This is a genomic window from Candidatus Methylolitoribacter marinus (genome assembly GCF_051853155.1).
Taxonomy (GTDB): domain Bacteria; phylum Pseudomonadota; class Gammaproteobacteria; order Burkholderiales; family Methylophilaceae; genus BACL14.
Genome location: NZ_CP124221.1, coordinates 308,886 through 327,066, shown reverse-complemented (window position 1 = coordinate 327,066; position 18,181 = coordinate 308,886). Strand labels below are relative to the sequence as shown.

Genomic DNA, 18,181 nt, shown 5'->3' with positions numbered 1-18,181 from the left:
TTTATAATTTCTTTATGAAAGTCCTGATTATCAAAACTTCATCATTAGGTGACATTGTCCACGCTAATTCTATTATAAGTGATTTAAAAAGAAATCATGCAGATGCAGAAATTCACTGGCTTGTTGAAGAATCATTTTCTAGCTTATTAAATTTATTTCTGGTTCAAAAAATTTTAGTTAGTAAATTTAGAAGTTGGAAGAAAAATTTATTTAAAAAAAATTCATACAGTGAATTCTTTCAATTGAGGTATTTAATTAAAAAAGAAAATTATGATTATGTTATTGATCTTCAAGGTTTAATAAGAACTGGGATAATGTGTAAATCTCTTAATTCATTTGGCTTCAATAGGAATTCAATTAAAGAGAGCTTTGCAAGCTATTTTTATAAAAACACTATTGGAGTTGATAAAAAACTTCATGCAATTGATAGAAATAGATTACTTGTAGCCAATTCAATAAATTATGAAATAGACCAGAATGATATTTCTTTTTCTTATAATTTAAAAAAAGATTATACAGACCCTCACAGCATCGTCTTTATAACTGGAACAAGCAATGTTCAAAAGAAATGGCCTCTTGAAAACTGGATTAAGTTGGCACACTTATTTGAGACGGGTAATTTTAAAATTTTTCTTCCCTGGGGGAGTATAGAGGAATATGAAGATTGCCTAGCGATCTATGATCAGACAACAAATTGTGAAATTTTAGAAAAAATGCATATTGATCAACTAGCAAAAAAAATCGCGTCCGCACGTTTAGCTGTCGGGGTTGATACCGGCTTAACACACCTCGCCTCATCATTAGATATACCGACAATTGGAATTTATACATTCAGCAATCCCAGTCTCACCGGGGTCAAAAACTCAAAAACGCCTGTATTTAATATGGGCTCATTAAACAACATTCCTATGCCAGAAGAAATTTTCAAAAAATTTAATGATTTAGCTTGAAATTTATCTTTTTATACCTATATAAGAAATGTAATTAATTTTTTAACTCGGTTGGATATATGACAGACGACAAGAAAGAAAAAAACCTCTCTGAAGACCTTGATCAAAATGAAGATCAAGATTTATCTAAAGAAAGCACCAATGAGGAAAGTCATGAGATTGATGCTAAAGCTGATGACTTATTAGTACAAATTGAAGATCTTAAAAATCAAGTTTTATATGCAAAAGCTGAAGCAGAAAATATTCGAAGAAGAAGTTACGAAGAAGCTGACAAAACAAGAAAATTTGCAATTGAAGGTTTTAGTCAAGAATTATTATCAGTTAAAGATAGCTTAGAAGCTTCATTAAGTTCTGACAATGTTGATAATAAGACCTTAATCGATGGCGTTGAATTAACCTTAAAACAACTCAATGCTGTTTTTGAAAAATTTAATATCATTGAGGTCAATCCGATTGGAGAAAAATTTGATCCTAATGAACATCAAGCAATGTCGATGGTTGAATCAAAAGAGCAAGAACCAAACACTGTGTTAAACGTATTGCAAAAAGGTTATAAATTAAATGACAGAGTTATCAGGCCAGCAATGGTCTCTGTAGTCAAAAGTAATGATTAACACTTGAAAATTTTATTAGTCATCTCAACATTAATAAGTAATAAATATTTGAAGGAAAAAATATAATGGCAAAAATTATTGGAATTGATTTAGGTACTACTAACTCTTGTGTTGCAGTCATGGAGAGCGGAAAGCCAAAAGTAATTGAGAACTCTGAGGGAAATAGAACAACGCCCTCTATTATTGCTTACCAAGATGGCGGTGAAATATTGACAGGTGCTCCTGCTAAACGTCAAGCTGTGACAAACCCTAAAAATACCCTTTATGCTGTAAAGCGACTTATCGGAAGACGCTTTGAAGAAGATGAGGTCCAAAAAGACATTAAATTAATGCCATACACGATTGCCAAAGCAGACAATGGAGATGCTTGGGTTGAGGTTAATGGGGAAAAAGTAGCGCCACCACAAGTATCAGCTGAAATCTTAAAAAAAATGAAAAGAACAGCAGAAGAATATCTGGGTGAAGAAGTTACAGAAGCTGTTATTACAGTCCCTGCATATTTTAATGATAGTCAAAGGCAAGCAACAAAGGACGCGGGTCGAATTGCTGGTCTTGAAGTAAAAAGAATTATAAACGAGCCAACAGCTGCAGCATTAGCTTTTGGTTTAGATAAACAAGAAGGTGATAGAAAAATAGCTGTATATGACCTTGGTGGCGGAACATTTGATGTATCTATTATTGAAATATCAAGTGTAGATGGTGAGCATCAGTTTGAAGTTCTATCAACCAATGGAGATACTTTCTTAGGTGGTGAAGATTTTGATAATAGAATTATTGACTTCTTAGCTGAAGAATTTAAAAAAGAAAATGGGGTAGATTTAACCCAAGATATGCTCGCTAAACAGCGTCTAAAAGAGGCTGCTGAAAAAGCAAAAATTGAACTATCAAGCAGTTCACAGACTGAGGTGAACTTACCTTACATCACCGCAGATGCATCTGGTCCAAAACACTTAGTTGTGAAAATCACACGTTCAAAATTTGAATCATTAGTTGAAGATTTAATTGAAAGAACAGCTGCACCATGTGAACAAGCGTTACAAGATGCAGGCCTATCAAATTCAGATATCTCAGATGTCATTCTTGTTGGTGGCCAAACCCGTATGCCGAAAGTACAAGAAAAAGTTAAATCGATCTTCAATGTTGAGCCAAGAAAAGATGTCAACCCAGATGAGGCTGTTGCAGTTGGCGCGGCAGTTCAGGGTGGGGTTCTTCAAGGCGATGTAAAAGATGTTCTGTTGCTAGATGTCACACCATTAAGTCTGGGTATTGAAACATTAGGTGGTGTTTGTACTAAGCTCATCAAGAAAAATACCACTATTCCAACCAAAGCCTCTCAAGTCTTCTCTACTGCTGAAGACAACCAAAGTGCTGTAACTATTCATGTGCTTCAAGGTGAAAGAGAGATGGCAAGTGGCAACAAAAGCCTTGGGCAATTTAATTTAACAGACATCCCGCCTGCGGCCAGAGGAACTCCACAAATTGAAGTTACATTTGATATTGATGCCAATGGTATATTGAATGTATCAGCAAAAGATAAGGCTACAGGCAAGGAAAACAAAATTACCATCAAGGCCAATAGTGGATTAAGTGAAGAAGAAATTAAAAAAATGGAAGAAGATGCTGCAAAACACGCAGAAGAAGATAAAAAGCTCAAAGAGCTTGTTGATGCAAAAAATTCTGCAGAAGCGCTGATCCACGGTACTAAAAAGTCTATGACCGACCATGCTGATAAATTAGAAGATGGAGAAAAAGATAAAATTGAAGCTGCGATAAAAGACCTTGAAGAAGCAATTTCTTCAGACGACAAAGCCAAAATTGAAGAAAAATCAAAATCATTAGCTGAATCAGCACAAAAATTTGGTGAAAAAGTTTACGCTTCACAGCAAAATCAATCTGGTCAAAATCAACAGGCTGACTCTGCTGATGCTAATTCAGAAAAAACGGTTGATGGAGATGTAGTTGACGCTGAATTTGAAGAAGTAAGCGAAGAAAAAAAAGAAGAGGATAAGTAATATCCTCATAGACTCAATTTGGCCTGGAAGCTCCAGGCCATCAACATTTAGGTAAATATGGCTTCAAAAAGAGATTATTACGAGATTCTTGGACTTAACCGAGATGCATCTGGAGATGAAATCAAAAAAGCGTTTAAAAAGCTTGCTATGAAATTTCATCCAGATAGAAATCCAGATAATCCAAAAGCAGAAGAAAGCTTTAAGGAAGTCAAGGAAGCCTATGAGATTTTAAGCGATCCTCAGAAGAAATCAGCCTATGATCAATTTGGTCATGCTGGTGTCGACCAATCAATGGGTGGAGGACCAGGCGGTTTTCAAGGTGGATTTTCAGATTTTGGAGATGCTTTCGGAGATATTTTTGGTGATATCTTTGGTGGTGGGCGATCAGGATCAGGCAAATCAAATGTCTATCGTGGCGCAGATTTAAGATACAACCTAGAAATAACGCTAGAAGAAGCCGCGCAAGGTACTGAGAAAAAAATTAGAATTCCAGTGCTATCGCAATGTAAAACATGTTCAGGGAGTGGTGCAAAAAAAGGAACTCAACCATCGACATGCGGAACTTGCGGCGGTCATGGGCAAGTCAGAATGCAGCAGGGATTTTTTTCAGTGCAGCAAACATGCCCAAAATGTCAGGGTTCAGGAAAAGTTATCAATGATCCATGTAATGATTGTTCGGGGTCAGGAAGGGTTAAAGAATCTAAAACGTTATCTGTCAAAATACCAGCCGGTGTAGATGAAGGAGATCGAATTCGTCTCAGCAATGAGGGTGAAGCGGGTGTTAATGGTGGGCCATCAGGCGATCTGTATGTGGTTGTTGCATTAAAAAAACATTCCATTTTTGAAAGGGATGGGGCTGACTTGCACTGCGAATTACCCATCAGTTTTTCAGTCGCAGCCTTGGGTGGAGATGTTGAAATTCCTACATTAGGTGGCAATGCAAAAATGAAAATTCCACAAGAAACGCAAACTGGTGCAACTTTTAGACTCAAAGGCAAAGGAATTAAGCCAGTTCGAGAGAATTATACGGGTGATCTTTTATGCCATGTAGTCGTTGAAACCCCTGTGAAGTTGACAGAAAGACAAAGAGAAATTTTAAGAGAACTTGAAGATTTAAATCAAGCTGACAGTGGCAAACACAGCCCAAGATCAAAAAGCTGGGTTGATAAAGTCAGAGATTTTTTTGATTAATTAATACGTTCCTTTTTGAATTAGCTCAACCTTGTAACCATTAGGATCTTCTATAAAAGCTATTACTGTCGTGCCATGCATCATAGGACCAGCTTCTCTCACAACTTTACCGCCTTTTGATTTAATATCTTCACACACTTGATAGGCATCATCCACCTCAATGGCAATATGTCCATATCCATTTCCAAGATCATAAGAGCTCGTATCCCAATTGTGCGTTAATTCAATAACGGTATGATCTTGCTCATTCCCATACCCAATAAATGCTAAGGAAAATTTACCCTCTGGAAAATCATGTTGCCTCAATAACTGCATTCCAAAAAAAATTTTATAGAATTCAATTGACTCATCAAGGTTATTTACCCTGAGCATTGTGTGTAAAATTCTCATTTAGGCTCCTTTTTAGTTAATTGTAAGTATTTTTGATACAGCTGATCATTTGTCTCTACATAGCTTTCATCTTTTGGAATGCAATCAATAGGACAAATGTCCACACATTGCGGAATTTCAAAATGCCCAACACATTCTGTACATAGCTCAGGATTTATCTCGTATATTTGCTCACCCATGTAAATTGCCTGATTCGGACATACAGGTTCACAAACATCACAATTAATACACTCTTCTGTAATTTTTAGCGCCATGCGTTAATTAAATTAGTAACTTTTTTTGACAAGAATGGAGTCAGGTCTTTGTCCAAATGAATAAGTTGCCTCACCAACGAAGATGAGATAGATCTTAAAGATGGATCAGACTGAAGAAATATTGTTTTTATGCTTCCCTCAATTTTTTGATTCATATCACTTAAATCCCTCTCATAAGTAAAGTCAATTTCATTTCTTAAACCTCTTGCAATAACTGTGACATTATTTTTTTTGGCCAGATCAACAGTTAATCCTGAATAAGAGATAACTTCAATATTTGCATGGTTTTGATATAGCTCATTAAGAAGATGTAATCTTTGATCAATGGTATACAAAGAATTTTTATCATTATCTTCAGCGATAGCAACAATGACGACTGATGCTAGGTTCTGCAGTTGATTGATGATATCTTCATGCCCTTTTGTAATTGGGTCAAACGAGCCAGGATAAATAATTTTATTGATCATATTTATAAATTCCATAAAAAAGAGTTTTGGTCTTTTTTTCACGAATCATACTTAAATTATCTAATGCTATTTTAGTTGCTGATTCTATATATATTATACCGTCAGGCTTTAATAATTTTTTTAATGCTAGGTCTAACCAATCATAGCAATTAGATTTGTAAGGAGGATCAAAGAAAACGATGTCATATCTTTGGTCATTATGCGTCACGTATTCGTATGATTCAGATATTTCAGATTTACAGTTTGCGAGTTGGAGTGACTTGATGTTTAAATTGATATGCTCAATGTTCGTCTGTGACTGATCAATAAATTGGCAGGCTTCTGCACCTCTTGATATGGCTTCAAAACCAAGACTTCCAGAGCCCGCAAATAAATCAAGACAAGTGGCTCCATCAATATAGGGCATCAACCAATTAAATAGAGTTTCCTTAACCCTCCCTAAAGTAGGTCTTGTATTTTCGGTGTCATTAAAAGTGATATTTCTTCCTTTTAACGACCCTGCAATGATTTTTACTGAGCTTGCGATTTAAGAGTTCCCAACAATAACTGTTGAGAATCTTGACATATCTATCCTTCTTTGAAAAGCATCTTTGATATCTTCGATGGTCACCTTATCAATATTTTTGGCAAAGTTCTCAAGATAATCAATGGGGTAATTATAGATGGCCATCATAGAAATGTATTCAGCAATTTTTTTATTGCTATCTAGCCTTAAAGGAAATCCGCCAATTAAATTCATCTTCGCATCTTTTAATTCTTCCTTGGTTGGCCCTATTTCAATAAAATCTTTCATCACCTGATTCACTAGATTGAGGGCATCATTTATTTGTGATTTTTTGGTCTGCAAACCAATTTGAAAAGGTCCCTTCTGAGTCAAAGGCATAAAATATGAGTACACACTGTAAACTAATCCATTTTTTTCTCTGACCTCACCCGTGAGGCGAGAAACAAAACCGCCACCTCCAACAATATAATTACCAACATATAAAGGGTAAAAGTCTTTATCCAATCTCACCATTGACGGCATTCCATAAAACAAATGAGCCTGTTGTGCAGGATGCTCTATCGAAATATTTTGGGGTTCATTTTCTCTCACCTCTGGAATTGGAGCATGTCCATTATCTTTAAGATGCAATGTTAAATCTCTTACAACTTTTTTTGCTTCTGTTTTGCTTAAATCACCAACAATAACCACAGACGCATTTTGAGAGGAATAAAACTGATTGTAAAAATCAACAATATTATCTCGAGTCAATTTTGATACTGATTCAGACAATCCTTCCTCAGGATAGCTGTAAGGATGATTACCATATAATGCTTTGGCGAACGCATTCTTACCCAATGAGTCTGGCTGAGTTTTTGATTGATCAATTAAGGATAGTGTACTTTTTTTCTCGCGCTCAAAAACATCAATGGTAAAAGATGGTTTTGTTAGCAAAAGCTTAAAAGTATCTACTGCCTGAGTATATGCTTTTTTATCAGATAAAGTCCTAATTGACAGCTGAGCATGGTCACGATCAACACCACCTCCGAGGGTAGCGCCGATGTCAGAAAAACGATTACTTATCTGATTTTCATTAAAATCTCCTGCGCCAAGTAACATCAAGTAGTTAGTCAAATTAGCAACACCATGCTGCCCTTTCGGGTCTCTAGCAGAGCCAGCATCAAAGTTAATTTTGATATCAACAATTGGTAATTCATGAGATTCGACAAAATAGACTCTGACCCCATTTTCTGTCTTCCAAAAATCGATATTGATATTCGCAAAAAGTATCGATGAAAAACATAAACAAAAAATTGATAATAAAACTCTCATAAAACTCCTTGATTAGATTTAAACCGATTCTGGCTTCAGATGAACAACCGTTAAAACATCGTCTTTAAAAAATTCCTGAACAACTTTTTTGACATCTTCTGATGTAATTTTTTTAATATTTTCAATATAATCATCTTTAATCTTATATGAGTAGCCCATTGTCTCAAGCTGACCAATAATCATTGCTTGATAGAACATTGAATCCTTTTCATAAACATCGCCAGCAATCACATTAGCTTTTACACGAGCTAATTCTTCACCGGTAACTCCTTCATTAGCTATTTTTTTTAATTCCGCCTTGATAATGTTTTCAACATCACTAACCTGAATACCGTTATTCAAGGTCACAACAAATTCAAAAGTTCCAACATCCCCTCTGGATAGCATTGGGTAACTTGCATAAGCACTGAGTGATTTACCGGACTGCACTAACTCTTTTTGTATTCTGGCTGTTGAAGTTCCAGATAAAACTCCCGCGAGAACTTCCAAGGCAAATGCTGTTGTATCATTGTTCGCATCTTTTTTGCTGAGTAATGGGACCTTGTAACCCATTTGGAGCATGGGCAGCTTGCTTGCTGCTTGCAGTTCAGCGCGAACCATTCCTTTTTGAACTGGCTCTAGCTGCGGTTTTCTCGGAGGTATTTTTTTGGTGGGCACCTTGGCAAAATATTTTTTTGCTAAATCAAAAACTTCAGCTGGGGTAACATCGCCGGAAACGACCAGTATGGCATTATTAGGTGCATACCAATTGTTATACCATTCTAATGCATCTTCATAGGTCATGGATTCTAAATCATTCATCCACCCAACAATTGGTCTGCCGTAAGGGTGAGCCTTAAACGCTAATGCATTAAAGGTTTCATTTAACTTTCCTTCAGGTTTATCTTCAGTTCTCCAACGACGCTCTTCCATGACAACCTTAATTTCCTTATCAAATTCTTTCGCAGAAATCACAAGGTTTTGCATTCGGTCTGATTCCATTTTGAATGATAGTTCTAACTGGGATTTCTCCATAGTTTGAAAGTAACAAGTGTAGTCAGTTCCAGTAAACGCATTTTCTCTACCGCCGGAACGAGCAATAATTTCTGAAAACTCTCCAGGCTTAGTTGACTTGGTACCCTTAAACATCATGTGCTCTAAAACATGGGCAACACCAGTTTTACCATTAACTTCATCGATACTACCAGCTTGATACCACACCTGTGAAACGACAACAGGGGCTCTATGATCTTCATTAACAATGATTCTCATGCCGTTCTCAAGCTTGAACTCTTGGACAGCAGCTGAAAGTGATAAACAAAAAAATAATGAAAAAAGACTTAATAAAATTCGCATAATATTGAAATGATAGAGGTTAATGTTTGCTATAATTATTAACAATGACCGTTAAACATAAAGTAAGTTCGCTCACATCATAAAGAAATTATGTTTGATTTCCTAAAAAAAATTTTTAAAGGTGACGAATCAAAAAAAACTGATTCAAAACCTGTTAAAAAAACAACCAAGCCAAAAACAGAACCAAAAAAAACGGCTGTTATAAAATCAAGAACAGTAAAGAAAGAGCCTGTCAAAAAAACTAAACCAAAAAATGAAGAAAAACAATTAAGACCAGATAAAAAAATTGAAACAGACTCGGTAATAGAAAAAAAAGGCTCGCCCGATAAGGAAGAAAAGCTTTCACTCGCTGAAAAAATTAAGCAAGGCCTTAAAAAAACAAGAGATGCTATTAGTGAAAATTTATCTGCTTTGTCATTTACAAAAAAAATTGATCAAGAGTTTTATGATGAACTTGAAATGACTTTGATTGCTGCAGATGTCGGTTATGCTGCCACTCAACAAATTATTACTGAATTAAAAGACAGGGTAAAAAAAGAAAAATTAGAAGATGGTTCTGAATTAAAAAGTTTGCTTAAAAAAATTCTATCAGAACTATTGAAGCAAATTGAAAAACCATTAATTCATATTGAAACTACCCCTTTTGTGATTTTGGTTGTGGGGGTGAATGGGGCTGGTAAAACGACCACTATAGGTAAATTAACTAAACTACTTCTAGATGAAGGAAAGAGTGTTCTAATTGCGGCTGGTGATACTTTCCGTGCTGCAGCAAAAGAGCAACTTCAAGTTTGGGGCGATCGAAACAATGTCACCGTAATATCTCAAAACACTGGAGACCCAAGTGCAGTTATTTTTGATGCGATGCAATCGGCTAAGGCTAAGGGAATTGATATTGTGATTGCCGATACTGCTGGCCGACTTCCGACCCAAAAACATCTAATAGATGAACTTGCTAAAATAAAAAAGGTTATTCAAAAATTTGATGAAACTGCTCCACATGAAACGATCTTAGTTCTAGATGCCAATACTGGTCAAAATGCAATCAATCAAATAAAAGTTTTCAATGAGGCGGTTTCATTAACTGGATTAATTATGACTAAACTGGATGGCACTGCAAAGGGTGGAATTGTTGCGGCGATTGCAAAAGAACAACCGATACCCCTCCGATTTATTGGGGTTGGAGAAAAAATTGATGACCTTAAGATATTTAGTGCTGAAGACTATGTAGAGGGTATGTTGGAATGATTCGTTTTGATCAAGTTTACAAAAGGTATCCTGGTTATCAAGAGGCACTTCAGAATATAAGTCTTGAAATACTTCCTGGAGAATTAGTATTCGTTACAGGAGCCTCTGGTGCCGGTAAATCGACACTTTTAAAAGTACTATCTTCTATTGAAAAGCCCTCGTCAGGAACAGTCATCTTTGAAAATTTTAATCTTGCACAAGCAAAAGATACAACACTTAATAAGATCAGAAAAAAATTTGGTATGGTATTTCAAGACCATAAGTTGTTGTATGACAGAAACTGCTATGAAAACGTTGCCCTGCCCTTAGCGGTTAACAATATCTTTGGTGAGGAGGCAGAAAAAAGGATTAGAGCTGCTCTTGATAAAGTAGGACTGCTAAATAAAGAAAGAATGATGCCAATTACACTATCTGGGGGGGAGCAACAGCGTTTAGCTATAGCTAGAGCCATTGTGTGCCGTCCGAGTATTATTATTGCCGATGAGCCAACAGGAAACCTAGATAAAGGTTATGCAAACGACATTATGAATATTTTTTTCAGCTTTCAGCAGGTTGGGGTCACAGTAATTATATCAACTCATGAACTCCCAAATATTCCTATGCGCTTTAAACATATACATTTAGAAAATGGGCAGCTTAAATTAAATCAACAACCTTATGATGAACTACCTGCTTAATCACATTGAGGCATTAAAGGTTGCTTTACGCAGACTATTGTATGCGAAAGCTGGAAGCCTTGTGATGTTCATAATTATTGGCATCACAACCTGCCTGCCTATGTCTGCGTTACTCTTTTTAGAAAATATAAAGCAAGCTTCTTCACAAATTGAATACTCTGCCGAAATTAGTATCTTTTTAATAGACCAGTATAAAGATGATGAACTCAAGACATTTACCAGCTTCTTAAAAGAGCAACCCATTGTTAATAAAATTACCTTTGAAAAAAAAGAAGATGCCTGGGTAAAATTACAAAAAAAAATTATGATTGATGGAGATAGTCTGGTTGAAAAAAACCCGCTGCCAGACAGCTTCTACTTATCCTTAGCAACATTAGACGAGAATGAAATTGACTACCTTGTAAAAGAACTAAAAGAATTTACCATCATAGATGATGTTTTACTGGACTCTGCTTGGGTAAATAAATTGAATTCCATTTTATCTTTAGGTGAACTCATGATTAACTTTTTAGGAATTCTGTTATTAAGTGTGTTGGCTGTCATTATAGGCAATACAATAAGATTGCAAGCTTTGTCATTTAAAGATGAAATAGAAGTCAGCAAGCTCATTGGGGCATCTAATGCATTTATTAGGCGACCTTTCCTTTATACAGGAGTATTTTATGGAATCGGCGGAGCTATCGTCGCAATCGCTATCATTAAGTTAATGATCTTTATTTTCAACTATTATGCCTTCATTATCGAGTCAATATTGGGCTTCAACATCTCTGTGAATGATTTACTCATTATCCATTATGTAATAATGATCATTTTGTCTGTTGCAATCGGTTGGCTGGCCTCATATTTTTCTACAAATCGCACCTTATCTAAACTAAAAAATAATAGTTAAATCATTGATTTTAAGTGAACTTTTATCTAAAGTTAGCACTCTTAGTTATAGAGTGCTAAAATAACGTTATATATTAAGGAAATTATTTTATGAACAACGCTTTAACTATACCCTTAAGTCCGTCTTTGGATAGCTTTGACTTGTACCAACAACAGGTGCAGGCAATTCCTTTGCTTACGGAAGAGGAAGAGATAGATTTAGCAAAAAAACTTCATGAAGAAAATGATCTTACGGCAGCTCGTCAATTAATTATGTCTCATTTAAGGCTGGTAATAAAAATTGCTCGCTCTTATTCAGGTTATGGTCTCAATCAGGCAGATCTTGTCCAAGAAGGAAATATTGGATTGATGAAAGCTGTGAAACGATTTGATCCATCTCGAGGAGTCAGGCTTGTGTCATTCGCGATATACTGGATTAAAGCAGAAATTCAAGAGTTTGTTGTTCGCAATTGGCGTTTAGTTAAAACAGCGACCACGAAGGCACAAAGAAAATTATTCTTTAATCTCCGTAGCATGAAAAAAACATTACAACCTCTTAAGCAAGATGAAATTAAAGGGATTGCAAAAGAATTGAATGTTAAAGAAGCTGACGTCAAGGAGATGGAATATCGATTTAATGGTAATGAAATTGCTCTTGATTACCAAGATGACGATAATGATGATGAAATATTTCGTCCTATATCTTATTTAAAAGATGAAAATGCCGATCCATTAAAGCAATTAATTTCCAAAGAATCTGAATCTAATAGCATTTCAGCATTAACTAATGCTATTAAATCGATCGATGAACGAAGCCGATACGTTCTAGAATCAAGATGGCTCAATGAAGAAAAATCCAAAACGCTCCATGAACTAGCTGATGAGCTTGGTGTGTCTGCAGAAAGAATTAGGCAAATAGAACAAAACGCTTTGAAAAAATTAAAAAGCTTAATGTAGTTAAATTGTGTCTGTGCCCACCCCTGTTGAAATTAATTATCATCAAGATCAAAAGCTTCTAAAAATTAACTTCAACAACAATACCGAATGTATGCTCTCGGCTGAATTTTTGAGAGTATTTTCACCTTCCGCAGAAGTTCAAGGTCACCATCCATCCGAAGCTGTGCTTCAAATAGGAAAAGAAAATGTTGAAATTCAAGGCATTGAGCCTGTTGGCAATTATGCTATCAAGCTAATTTTCAGCGATGGACATGATACAGGCTTGTATACATGGGATTATCTTTATGAATTGGCATCAAATTATGATATTTTATGGCAAGACTATCAAATAAAGCTAAAACAACATTTTGAAAAAAAATAAAACGCATTTCGGATTTAGTGAAATCAACATTGAAGAAAAAGAACCATTAGTTAAAGAGGTCTTTTCATCAGTTGCTTCCAAATATGATTTAATGAATGACATCATGTCTTTCGGTCTTCATCGACTCTGGAAGCGCTATATTGCTGCTGATATTGCTATAAAAGATAATGATCATATTCTGGATTTAGCTGCAGGATCTGGAGATCTCTCAATTTTATTCAAAACAAAGAATCCTAAAGCATCTGTAATTCATAGTGATATAAATCAAAGCATGCTTGAAGAGGGACAAAAGAAAATCATTGATCAGGGCTTAATTATATCCTCCATGCTCATTAATGCAGAGCAAATTCCATTCCCTGACAATTCATTTGATCTAGTCAGCATTGGTTTTGGATTAAGAAACATGACTAATAAACAGTCTGTCTTGAATGAAGTATTCAGATGCCTAAAGCCAGGTGGTAGGATTGTAATTCTTGAATTTTCTAAAATTCACCCTTCTCTAGAAAAAATTTACGATCTCTTTTCATTTAAGATTATTCCTAAAATTGGTAAGAAAATTGCAGATGATGAAAAAAGCTATCAATATTTAGCAGAATCAATTCGTGTGCACCCAGACCAAGCAACATTGTTACAAATGCTTAATGAGACTGGCTTTTGTAAAACTAAATACACTAATCTATCAGCAGGAATAGTCTCTGTTCACTCTGGATATAAATCATGATGGTAAAAACTAAAATGATGGATGGAGTGAACCATATTCTTCATCAAAATGATTGGATAAAACCCCATCTGATTGATTTTGGAGGAAAAATAATTCAATTGAGCTACGGCAATGATTTTATTATCCAGTTAATGCAGATCAATAATGATGGTTCACTCTCATTAGTCAACAATTCTGAGTCACAACCAAGCTTAACTATCAAAATTTCAAATAAAACGGTCTTCCAAATAATAACAAAGCAAGATCTTGATGATATTGAAATCCAAGGGGATATGAAATTAGCAAAAAAAATGAGTGAGATTTTAAAAAATTTAGAATGGGATTTAAGCCTAGAGGTAGAAAAATATCTGGGCCTTCAAGCTGCAGGAATCTATCAGAGATTATCAAAAAAAATTATCACTCGGATTCGTGATTTTACAAAAAATACAATCGAAACAACTGTTGAATATTATCAAGAAGAAAATAAAATTTTTGCCAAAATCTATCAAGTAAAGGAATTTAATGACGATGTTGATGAGCTTTCAATACGTTTTGAAAACTTACAACGTAAATATAATGAGATCTTTAAATGACTATTTTTAAGTTTTTAAGATTCTTATACATCGCCTTATTTTATAAATTAGATTTATTTTTTAATACTAATGTGTATGTAAGATTTATTTCCTATTTACTTTTCCCAATTCGAATTTTCAAGGGTGGCTCAAAACCTGAAAACTTAAGAAGATCTCTTGAAGTAGCTGGACCAATATTTGTTAAATTTGGGCAAATGTTATCTACAAGAAGAGACCTTTTACCCACTGATATTGCTAATGAGCTAGCAAAACTTCAGGATAAAGTACCTCCCTTCACTTTTAAAGAAACAAAGAAAATTCTTGATGATGCTTATCCAGCAGGTTATCAAAAAATATTTAGGCATATTTCAGAAAAGCCGATTGCTAGCGCCTCTGTTGCTCAAGTGTATCTTGGTGAATTGATGGATGGTTCAAAAGTAGCAATTAAAATCTTAAGGCCTGATATAGAGAGACAAGTTAAAAATAACATCAAGCTCCTCAAGTGGGTTGCTGGTTTATTAAAAATTTTATGGTCTGAAGGAAAGCGTTTAAAGCCAGTTGAGGTGGTAAATGAATTTGAGAAACATACTAAATCAGAATTAAATCTACTCCTAGAGGCTGGGCATTGTGAGCACTTGGGAGAAAACTTCAAGGATAAAAAATTATTGATTGTGCCAAAAGTATATTGGGACTTCTGTCATGAAAAAGTGATGGTGATGGAAGCAATGGATGGTATTCCGATATCGCAAATAGACGTATTAAAGAAAAATAAAATAGATCTGATTGAACTATCAGAAAATGGGGTCACCATTTTCTTCACCCAAGTCTTTAGAGATGGTTTTTTTCATGCTGACATGCATCCAGGAAATATCCAAGTTGCAAGAGATGGGCGTTATGTGGCAATGGATTTTGGGATTATGGGCACCCTTAACGAGGAGGATAAATACTATTTAGCTAAAAACTTTGTCTGCTTTTTTAATCGAGATTACCGTGGAGTAGCTCAAGCTCATCTTGACTCCAATTGGGTACCATCAGACACCTCAGTTGATGAGTTTGAGAATGCAATAAGAGCAGTTTGTGAGCCCATATTTAATAAACCACTCAAAGAAATCTCTTTCGGTAAATTACTGATCAGGCTTTTTCAAACTTCCAGACAATTTAACATGGAAATACAGCCTCAACTCACGATGCTTCAAAAAACTTTATTAAATGTTGAGGGTCTTGGCCGAGAATTAAATCCAGACCTAGACCTTTGGAAAACAGCCAGACCTTTTTTAGAAAAATGGCTCAAAGAGCAGCTAGGCATTAAACACTTTGTTAAATCTTTAAAGAAAGATTTTCCAAAATGGCTCAATATTATTAAAAATCTCCCACACTACGAGCAACTTAAAACGCAGCAAGTTGATTTATCAAATCAATTAGTAAAACAACAGCTCTCAAATGCGCAGCATAAAAAAAATAATAATTATTTAAAATGGATTATTGCTGTTTTTTTTATATTGATGTGTGTTCAATTATTTATTATTATTTTTCTTTTTTAATCAACAAACTTAGAACATATGCTTCTCACTTTTGTTTGTATTTATATACTGATATCTGTTGGTATAGGATTTTACGTATCCACGAAAGTTAAAAATACGCGAGATTTTGCCATCGCAGGACGGCATTTACCCTTGCCGGTTGTCATTGCAACTGTCTTTGCCACATGGTTTGGCGCTGAGGCCATCTTTGGAGTTTCCTCCACATTTGTCAATGAGGGATTGCATGGGTTGGTTGCAGATCCATTTGGGGCTAGTTTATGTCTTATTATTGCAGGTTTTCTATTTTCAAAATATTTGTACCATCTTAATTTTATAACTCTTGGTGATTTTTATCGCAAAAGATATGACCGTAAAATTGAAGTTATAACTTCAATTGCTATTTTGATTTCTTACCTTGGATGGGTCGCTGCCCAAATTAAAGCTTTAGGTTTAATAATTAGTGTCTTAAGTGGTCATCAAGTCTCAGAAGAGGTAGGAATGATTATTGGGACTCTAATCGTTGTTTCATACACCACTCTTGGCGGTATGTTATCAGTTGCTATTCTTGATTTTATTCAAATGTTGGTAATTATTTCTGGCCTGCTCTTTATAAGCTATATCGTATCTGACATGTCGGGCGGTATTACCTATGTGCTTGATCATGCGAGAGAAAATAACAAATTTGATTTTTGGCCTAAGGGTGATATTTTTACATGGATTTCATTTTTTGGTGTGTGGGTTACATTAATGCTTGGCTCAATCCCCCAGCAAGATGTTTTTCAAAGAATTACCTCTGCCAAAAGTGCTAAGATTGCTTTCTGGGGGTCTATTTTTGGAGCATCAATTTATTTTGCTTTTACTTTTGTTCCAATGTTTATCGCTTATTCAGCAACAATAATCGATCCGGTGTATTTTCAGTCAATTATTGAATTTGACTCCCAATATGTGCTTCCTGAGTTTATTATTAAATACACTCCACCAATTGCACAAATAATTTTTTTTGGAGCGGTGATATCTGCAATTATGAGTTGCTCGTCTGCAACACTGTTAGCACCATCTGTTACATTTGCAGAAAATGTTATCAAACCCCTCAGGCCAGGAATGACTGATAAAGAATTTCTTAAAATGATGAGAATATGTTTGGTAGCATTCTCTTTTGTAGTATTGAATTATGCTTTAGCATCAGATTTAACTATTTTCCAAATGGTAGAGTCTGCTTATAAAGTTACCTTAGCTGGAGCATTTACCCCGCTTATTTTTGGCATTTTTTGGAAAAAAGCTAATCATCACGGCGCATTGGCATCTATTTGCTTTGGGATTGCGACCTGGATCTTCTTTGAAATTGCATTTGGAGAGAGTGGATTGATACCAGCTCAACTAATTGGATTATTTGTGAGCATCTTATCAATGGTTGTAGTTTCTCTCATGACTCAACAATCAACATTGGCACCTACTGCAAAAAAAACTTGAACGCTGACCAATAATTATTTTTTTTATCTTAGCTCCACATTGATTGCAAGGCTGACCTTCACGATTGTATACTTGGTGGTCAATTTGGAAGTAACCCTGCTCCCCTTTTGTGTTCATAAAATCACTAATAGTTGATCCACCTTTTTCGATTGCGATAGATAAAACATATTTAATATTTTTTACTAGTACCCCCATTTTTTTTCTTGTAACCCTTCTTGCTGGAATCGATGGCCTGATTCCTGATAAAAATAATGCCTCACTGGCATAGATATTACCAACACCTACAACTATGAGATGATTCATGATAAAAGCTTTTATTGGTACATTTCTGTTTCGAGCTTTAGTAAAAAGAAAGTTTCCATCAAATTCTTCTGCCAGCGGCTCTATGCCAAGATTAGACAGCAATCTAAAATCTTCAAGTTTATTCTTAACTAGATGTGCAGATCCAAATCTCCTTGGGTCGTTATATCGAATGACTTGGTCACGATTGGCAAATTTTATTTGCATATGATCGTGTTTCTTTAAGGTGTCTTTAGGTTTAGCAAACACCAATTTACCTGTCATACCAAGGTGGATCACGAGATGTGCATTTGAGCACTTGATAATAATGTACTTTGCCCGACGATAGACACTTAATATTTTTTTGTTATCTAAAAAAAAGGATAGATCATTCGAAATAGGCCATCTCAAATTTGGATTAAACACATCAATCCTCTCAATGACAGATGACTCTATTGATTTTATTCCACGGACTGTAGTTTCAACCTCCGGAAGTTCAGGCAC

General features: G+C 35.2%; 19 protein-coding genes and 1 pseudogene. 13 read left to right on the top strand and 7 right to left on the bottom strand.

Annotated features, from left to right (window positions below; translation table 11 throughout):
• Window positions 1–14 precede the first annotated feature (14 nt).
• The 4 genes from waaC (at window position 15) to dnaJ (ending at window position 4,767) form a co-directional block, all read left to right on the top strand.
• Window positions 15–950, top strand: a complete 936-nt coding sequence (gene waaC, locus QFA95_RS01725) for a lipopolysaccharide heptosyltransferase I (protein WP_486463120.1) — start codon at window positions 15–17, stop codon at window positions 948–950.
• A gap of 59 nt (window positions 951–1,009) precedes the next feature.
• On the top strand, window positions 1,010–1,564 hold the full coding sequence (gene grpE, locus QFA95_RS01720; RefSeq protein ID WP_486463119.1) for a nucleotide exchange factor GrpE: 555 nt from the start codon (window positions 1,010–1,012) through the stop codon (window positions 1,562–1,564).
• 65 nt (window positions 1,565–1,629) lie between these two features.
• Window positions 1,630–3,576 carry a molecular chaperone DnaK gene (gene dnaK, locus QFA95_RS01715; RefSeq protein WP_486463118.1) on the top strand — a complete coding sequence of 649 codons (1,947 nt, stop codon included), beginning with the start codon at window positions 1,630–1,632 and terminating at the stop codon, window positions 3,574–3,576.
• A gap of 57 nt (window positions 3,577–3,633) precedes the next feature.
• Window positions 3,634–4,767: a molecular chaperone DnaJ gene (gene dnaJ, locus QFA95_RS01710; RefSeq protein WP_486463117.1), complete on the top strand. Its 1,134-nt coding sequence runs from the start codon at window positions 3,634–3,636 to the stop codon at window positions 4,765–4,767.
• Here dnaJ and gloA read toward each other — a convergent pair whose 3' ends face one another.
• From gloA to QFA95_RS01680, 6 genes are read right to left on the bottom strand one after another with little or no spacing between them, the layout of a single operon-like run.
• The gene (gene gloA, locus QFA95_RS01705) at window positions 4,768–5,157 is read right to left on the bottom strand and encodes a lactoylglutathione lyase (RefSeq protein ID WP_486463116.1); all 390 of its coding nucleotides are present in this window, start codon (window positions 5,155–5,157) and stop codon (window positions 4,768–4,770) included.
• On the bottom strand, window positions 5,154–5,411 hold the full coding sequence (locus tag QFA95_RS01700; protein ID WP_486463115.1) for a YfhL family 4Fe-4S dicluster ferredoxin: 258 nt from the start codon (window positions 5,409–5,411) through the stop codon (window positions 5,154–5,156). The genes gloA and QFA95_RS01700 overlap by 4 nt, the downstream gene beginning before the upstream one ends.
• Complete coding sequence (gene coaD, locus QFA95_RS01695; RefSeq protein ID WP_486463114.1) at window positions 5,402–5,878, bottom strand: pantetheine-phosphate adenylyltransferase; 477 nt, start codon at window positions 5,876–5,878, stop codon at window positions 5,402–5,404. Before coaD ends, QFA95_RS01700 begins: the two co-directional genes overlap by 10 nt.
• Window positions 5,868–6,383 carry a 16S rRNA (guanine(966)-N(2))-methyltransferase RsmD gene (gene rsmD, locus QFA95_RS01690; RefSeq protein ID WP_486463435.1) on the bottom strand — a complete coding sequence of 172 codons (516 nt, stop codon included), beginning with the start codon at window positions 6,381–6,383 and terminating at the stop codon, window positions 5,868–5,870. Before rsmD ends, coaD begins: the two co-directional genes overlap by 11 nt.
• Window positions 6,384–6,404: 21 nt before the next feature.
• Complete coding sequence (locus tag QFA95_RS01685; RefSeq protein WP_486463113.1) at window positions 6,405–7,694, bottom strand: M16 family metallopeptidase; 1,290 nt, start codon at window positions 7,692–7,694, stop codon at window positions 6,405–6,407.
• A gap of 18 nt (window positions 7,695–7,712) precedes the next feature.
• Window positions 7,713–9,029: a M16 family metallopeptidase gene (locus QFA95_RS01680; protein ID WP_486463112.1), complete on the bottom strand. Its 1,317-nt coding sequence runs from the start codon at window positions 9,027–9,029 to the stop codon at window positions 7,713–7,715.
• A gap of 90 nt (window positions 9,030–9,119) precedes the next feature.
• Here QFA95_RS01680 and ftsY point away from each other — a divergent pair, with 90 nt between their 5' ends.
• The 9 genes and pseudogenes from ftsY (at window position 9,120) to QFA95_RS01635 (ending at window position 17,398) form a co-directional block, all read left to right on the top strand.
• On the top strand, window positions 9,120–10,274 hold the full coding sequence (ftsY, locus tag QFA95_RS01675) for a signal recognition particle-docking protein FtsY (protein WP_486463111.1): 1,155 nt from the start codon (window positions 9,120–9,122) through the stop codon (window positions 10,272–10,274).
• A 59-nt stretch (window positions 10,275–10,333) separates the two neighbouring features.
• Window positions 10,334–10,951 (top strand): annotated as a pseudogene (locus QFA95_RS01670) (cell division ATP-binding protein FtsE); the annotation flags it as partial.
• A complete protein-coding gene (locus QFA95_RS01665) occupies window positions 10,935–11,840 on the top strand; it encodes a cell division protein FtsX (RefSeq protein WP_486463110.1) in 906 nt (301 codons plus the stop codon). The pseudogene QFA95_RS01670 and the gene QFA95_RS01665, both read left to right, overlap by 17 nt.
• Before the next feature lie 89 nt (window positions 11,841–11,929).
• Window positions 11,930–12,775, top strand: a complete 846-nt coding sequence (gene rpoH / locus QFA95_RS01660; RefSeq protein ID WP_486463109.1) for an RNA polymerase sigma factor RpoH — start codon at window positions 11,930–11,932, stop codon at window positions 12,773–12,775.
• A 7-nt stretch (window positions 12,776–12,782) separates the two neighbouring features.
• A complete protein-coding gene (locus tag QFA95_RS01655; protein ID WP_486463108.1) occupies window positions 12,783–13,136 on the top strand; it encodes a gamma-butyrobetaine hydroxylase family protein in 354 nt (117 codons plus the stop codon).
• Complete coding sequence (locus tag QFA95_RS01650; RefSeq protein ID WP_486463107.1) at window positions 13,123–13,857, top strand: class I SAM-dependent methyltransferase; 735 nt, start codon at window positions 13,123–13,125, stop codon at window positions 13,855–13,857. The genes QFA95_RS01655 and QFA95_RS01650 overlap by 14 nt, the downstream gene beginning before the upstream one ends.
• Complete coding sequence (locus QFA95_RS01645; RefSeq protein ID WP_486463106.1) at window positions 13,854–14,429, top strand: SCP2 sterol-binding domain-containing protein; 576 nt, start codon at window positions 13,854–13,856, stop codon at window positions 14,427–14,429. The genes QFA95_RS01650 and QFA95_RS01645 overlap by 4 nt, the downstream gene beginning before the upstream one ends.
• On the top strand, window positions 14,426–15,949 hold the full coding sequence (ubiB, locus tag QFA95_RS01640) for a ubiquinone biosynthesis regulatory protein kinase UbiB (protein ID WP_486463105.1): 1,524 nt from the start codon (window positions 14,426–14,428) through the stop codon (window positions 15,947–15,949). The genes QFA95_RS01645 and ubiB overlap by 4 nt, the downstream gene beginning before the upstream one ends.
• An 18-nt stretch (window positions 15,950–15,967) precedes the next feature.
• The gene (locus QFA95_RS01635; protein ID WP_486463104.1) at window positions 15,968–17,398 is read left to right on the top strand and encodes a high affinity choline transporter 1; all 1,431 of its coding nucleotides are present in this window, start codon (window positions 15,968–15,970) and stop codon (window positions 17,396–17,398) included.
• On the opposite strand, the gene mutM is transcribed toward QFA95_RS01635, so the two are convergent.
• A complete protein-coding gene (mutM, locus tag QFA95_RS01630; RefSeq protein WP_486463103.1) occupies window positions 17,366–18,181 on the bottom strand; it encodes a bifunctional DNA-formamidopyrimidine glycosylase/DNA-(apurinic or apyrimidinic site) lyase in 816 nt (271 codons plus the stop codon). The two genes, QFA95_RS01635 and mutM, sit on opposite strands and share 33 nt — an antisense overlap.

Bases quoted from the DNA above. Each gene is read 5' to 3' on its own strand.
- waaC (WP_486463120.1), top strand. From the start codon at position 15: ATGAAAGTCCTGATTATCAAAACTTCATCATTAGGTGACATTGTCCAC.
- grpE (WP_486463119.1), top strand. From the start codon at position 1,010: ATGACAGACGACAAGAAAGAAAAAAACCTCTCTGAAGACCTTGATCAA.
- dnaK (WP_486463118.1), top strand. From the start codon at position 1,630: ATGGCAAAAATTATTGGAATTGATTTAGGTACTACTAACTCTTGTGTT.
- dnaJ (WP_486463117.1), top strand. From the start codon at position 3,634: ATGGCTTCAAAAAGAGATTATTACGAGATTCTTGGACTTAACCGAGAT.
- gloA (WP_486463116.1), bottom strand. From the start codon at position 5,157: ATGAGAATTTTACACACAATGCTCAGGGTAAATAACCTTGATGAGTCA.
- QFA95_RS01700 (WP_486463115.1), bottom strand. From the start codon at position 5,411: ATGGCGCTAAAAATTACAGAAGAGTGTATTAATTGTGATGTTTGTGAA.
- coaD (WP_486463114.1), bottom strand. From the start codon at position 5,878: ATGATCAATAAAATTATTTATCCTGGCTCGTTTGACCCAATTACAAAA.
- QFA95_RS01685 (WP_486463113.1), bottom strand. From the start codon at position 7,694: ATGAGAGTTTTATTATCAATTTTTTGTTTATGTTTTTCATCGATACTT.
- QFA95_RS01680 (WP_486463112.1), bottom strand. From the start codon at position 9,029: ATGCGAATTTTATTAAGTCTTTTTTCATTATTTTTTTGTTTATCACTT.
- ftsY (WP_486463111.1), top strand. From the start codon at position 9,120: ATGTTTGATTTCCTAAAAAAAATTTTTAAAGGTGACGAATCAAAAAAA.
- QFA95_RS01665 (WP_486463110.1), top strand. From the start codon at position 10,935: ATGAACTACCTGCTTAATCACATTGAGGCATTAAAGGTTGCTTTACGC.
- rpoH (WP_486463109.1), top strand. From the start codon at position 11,930: ATGAACAACGCTTTAACTATACCCTTAAGTCCGTCTTTGGATAGCTTT.
- QFA95_RS01645 (WP_486463106.1), top strand. From the start codon at position 13,854: ATGATGGTAAAAACTAAAATGATGGATGGAGTGAACCATATTCTTCAT.
- ubiB (WP_486463105.1), top strand. From the start codon at position 14,426: ATGACTATTTTTAAGTTTTTAAGATTCTTATACATCGCCTTATTTTAT.
- QFA95_RS01635 (WP_486463104.1), top strand. From the start codon at position 15,968: ATGCTTCTCACTTTTGTTTGTATTTATATACTGATATCTGTTGGTATA.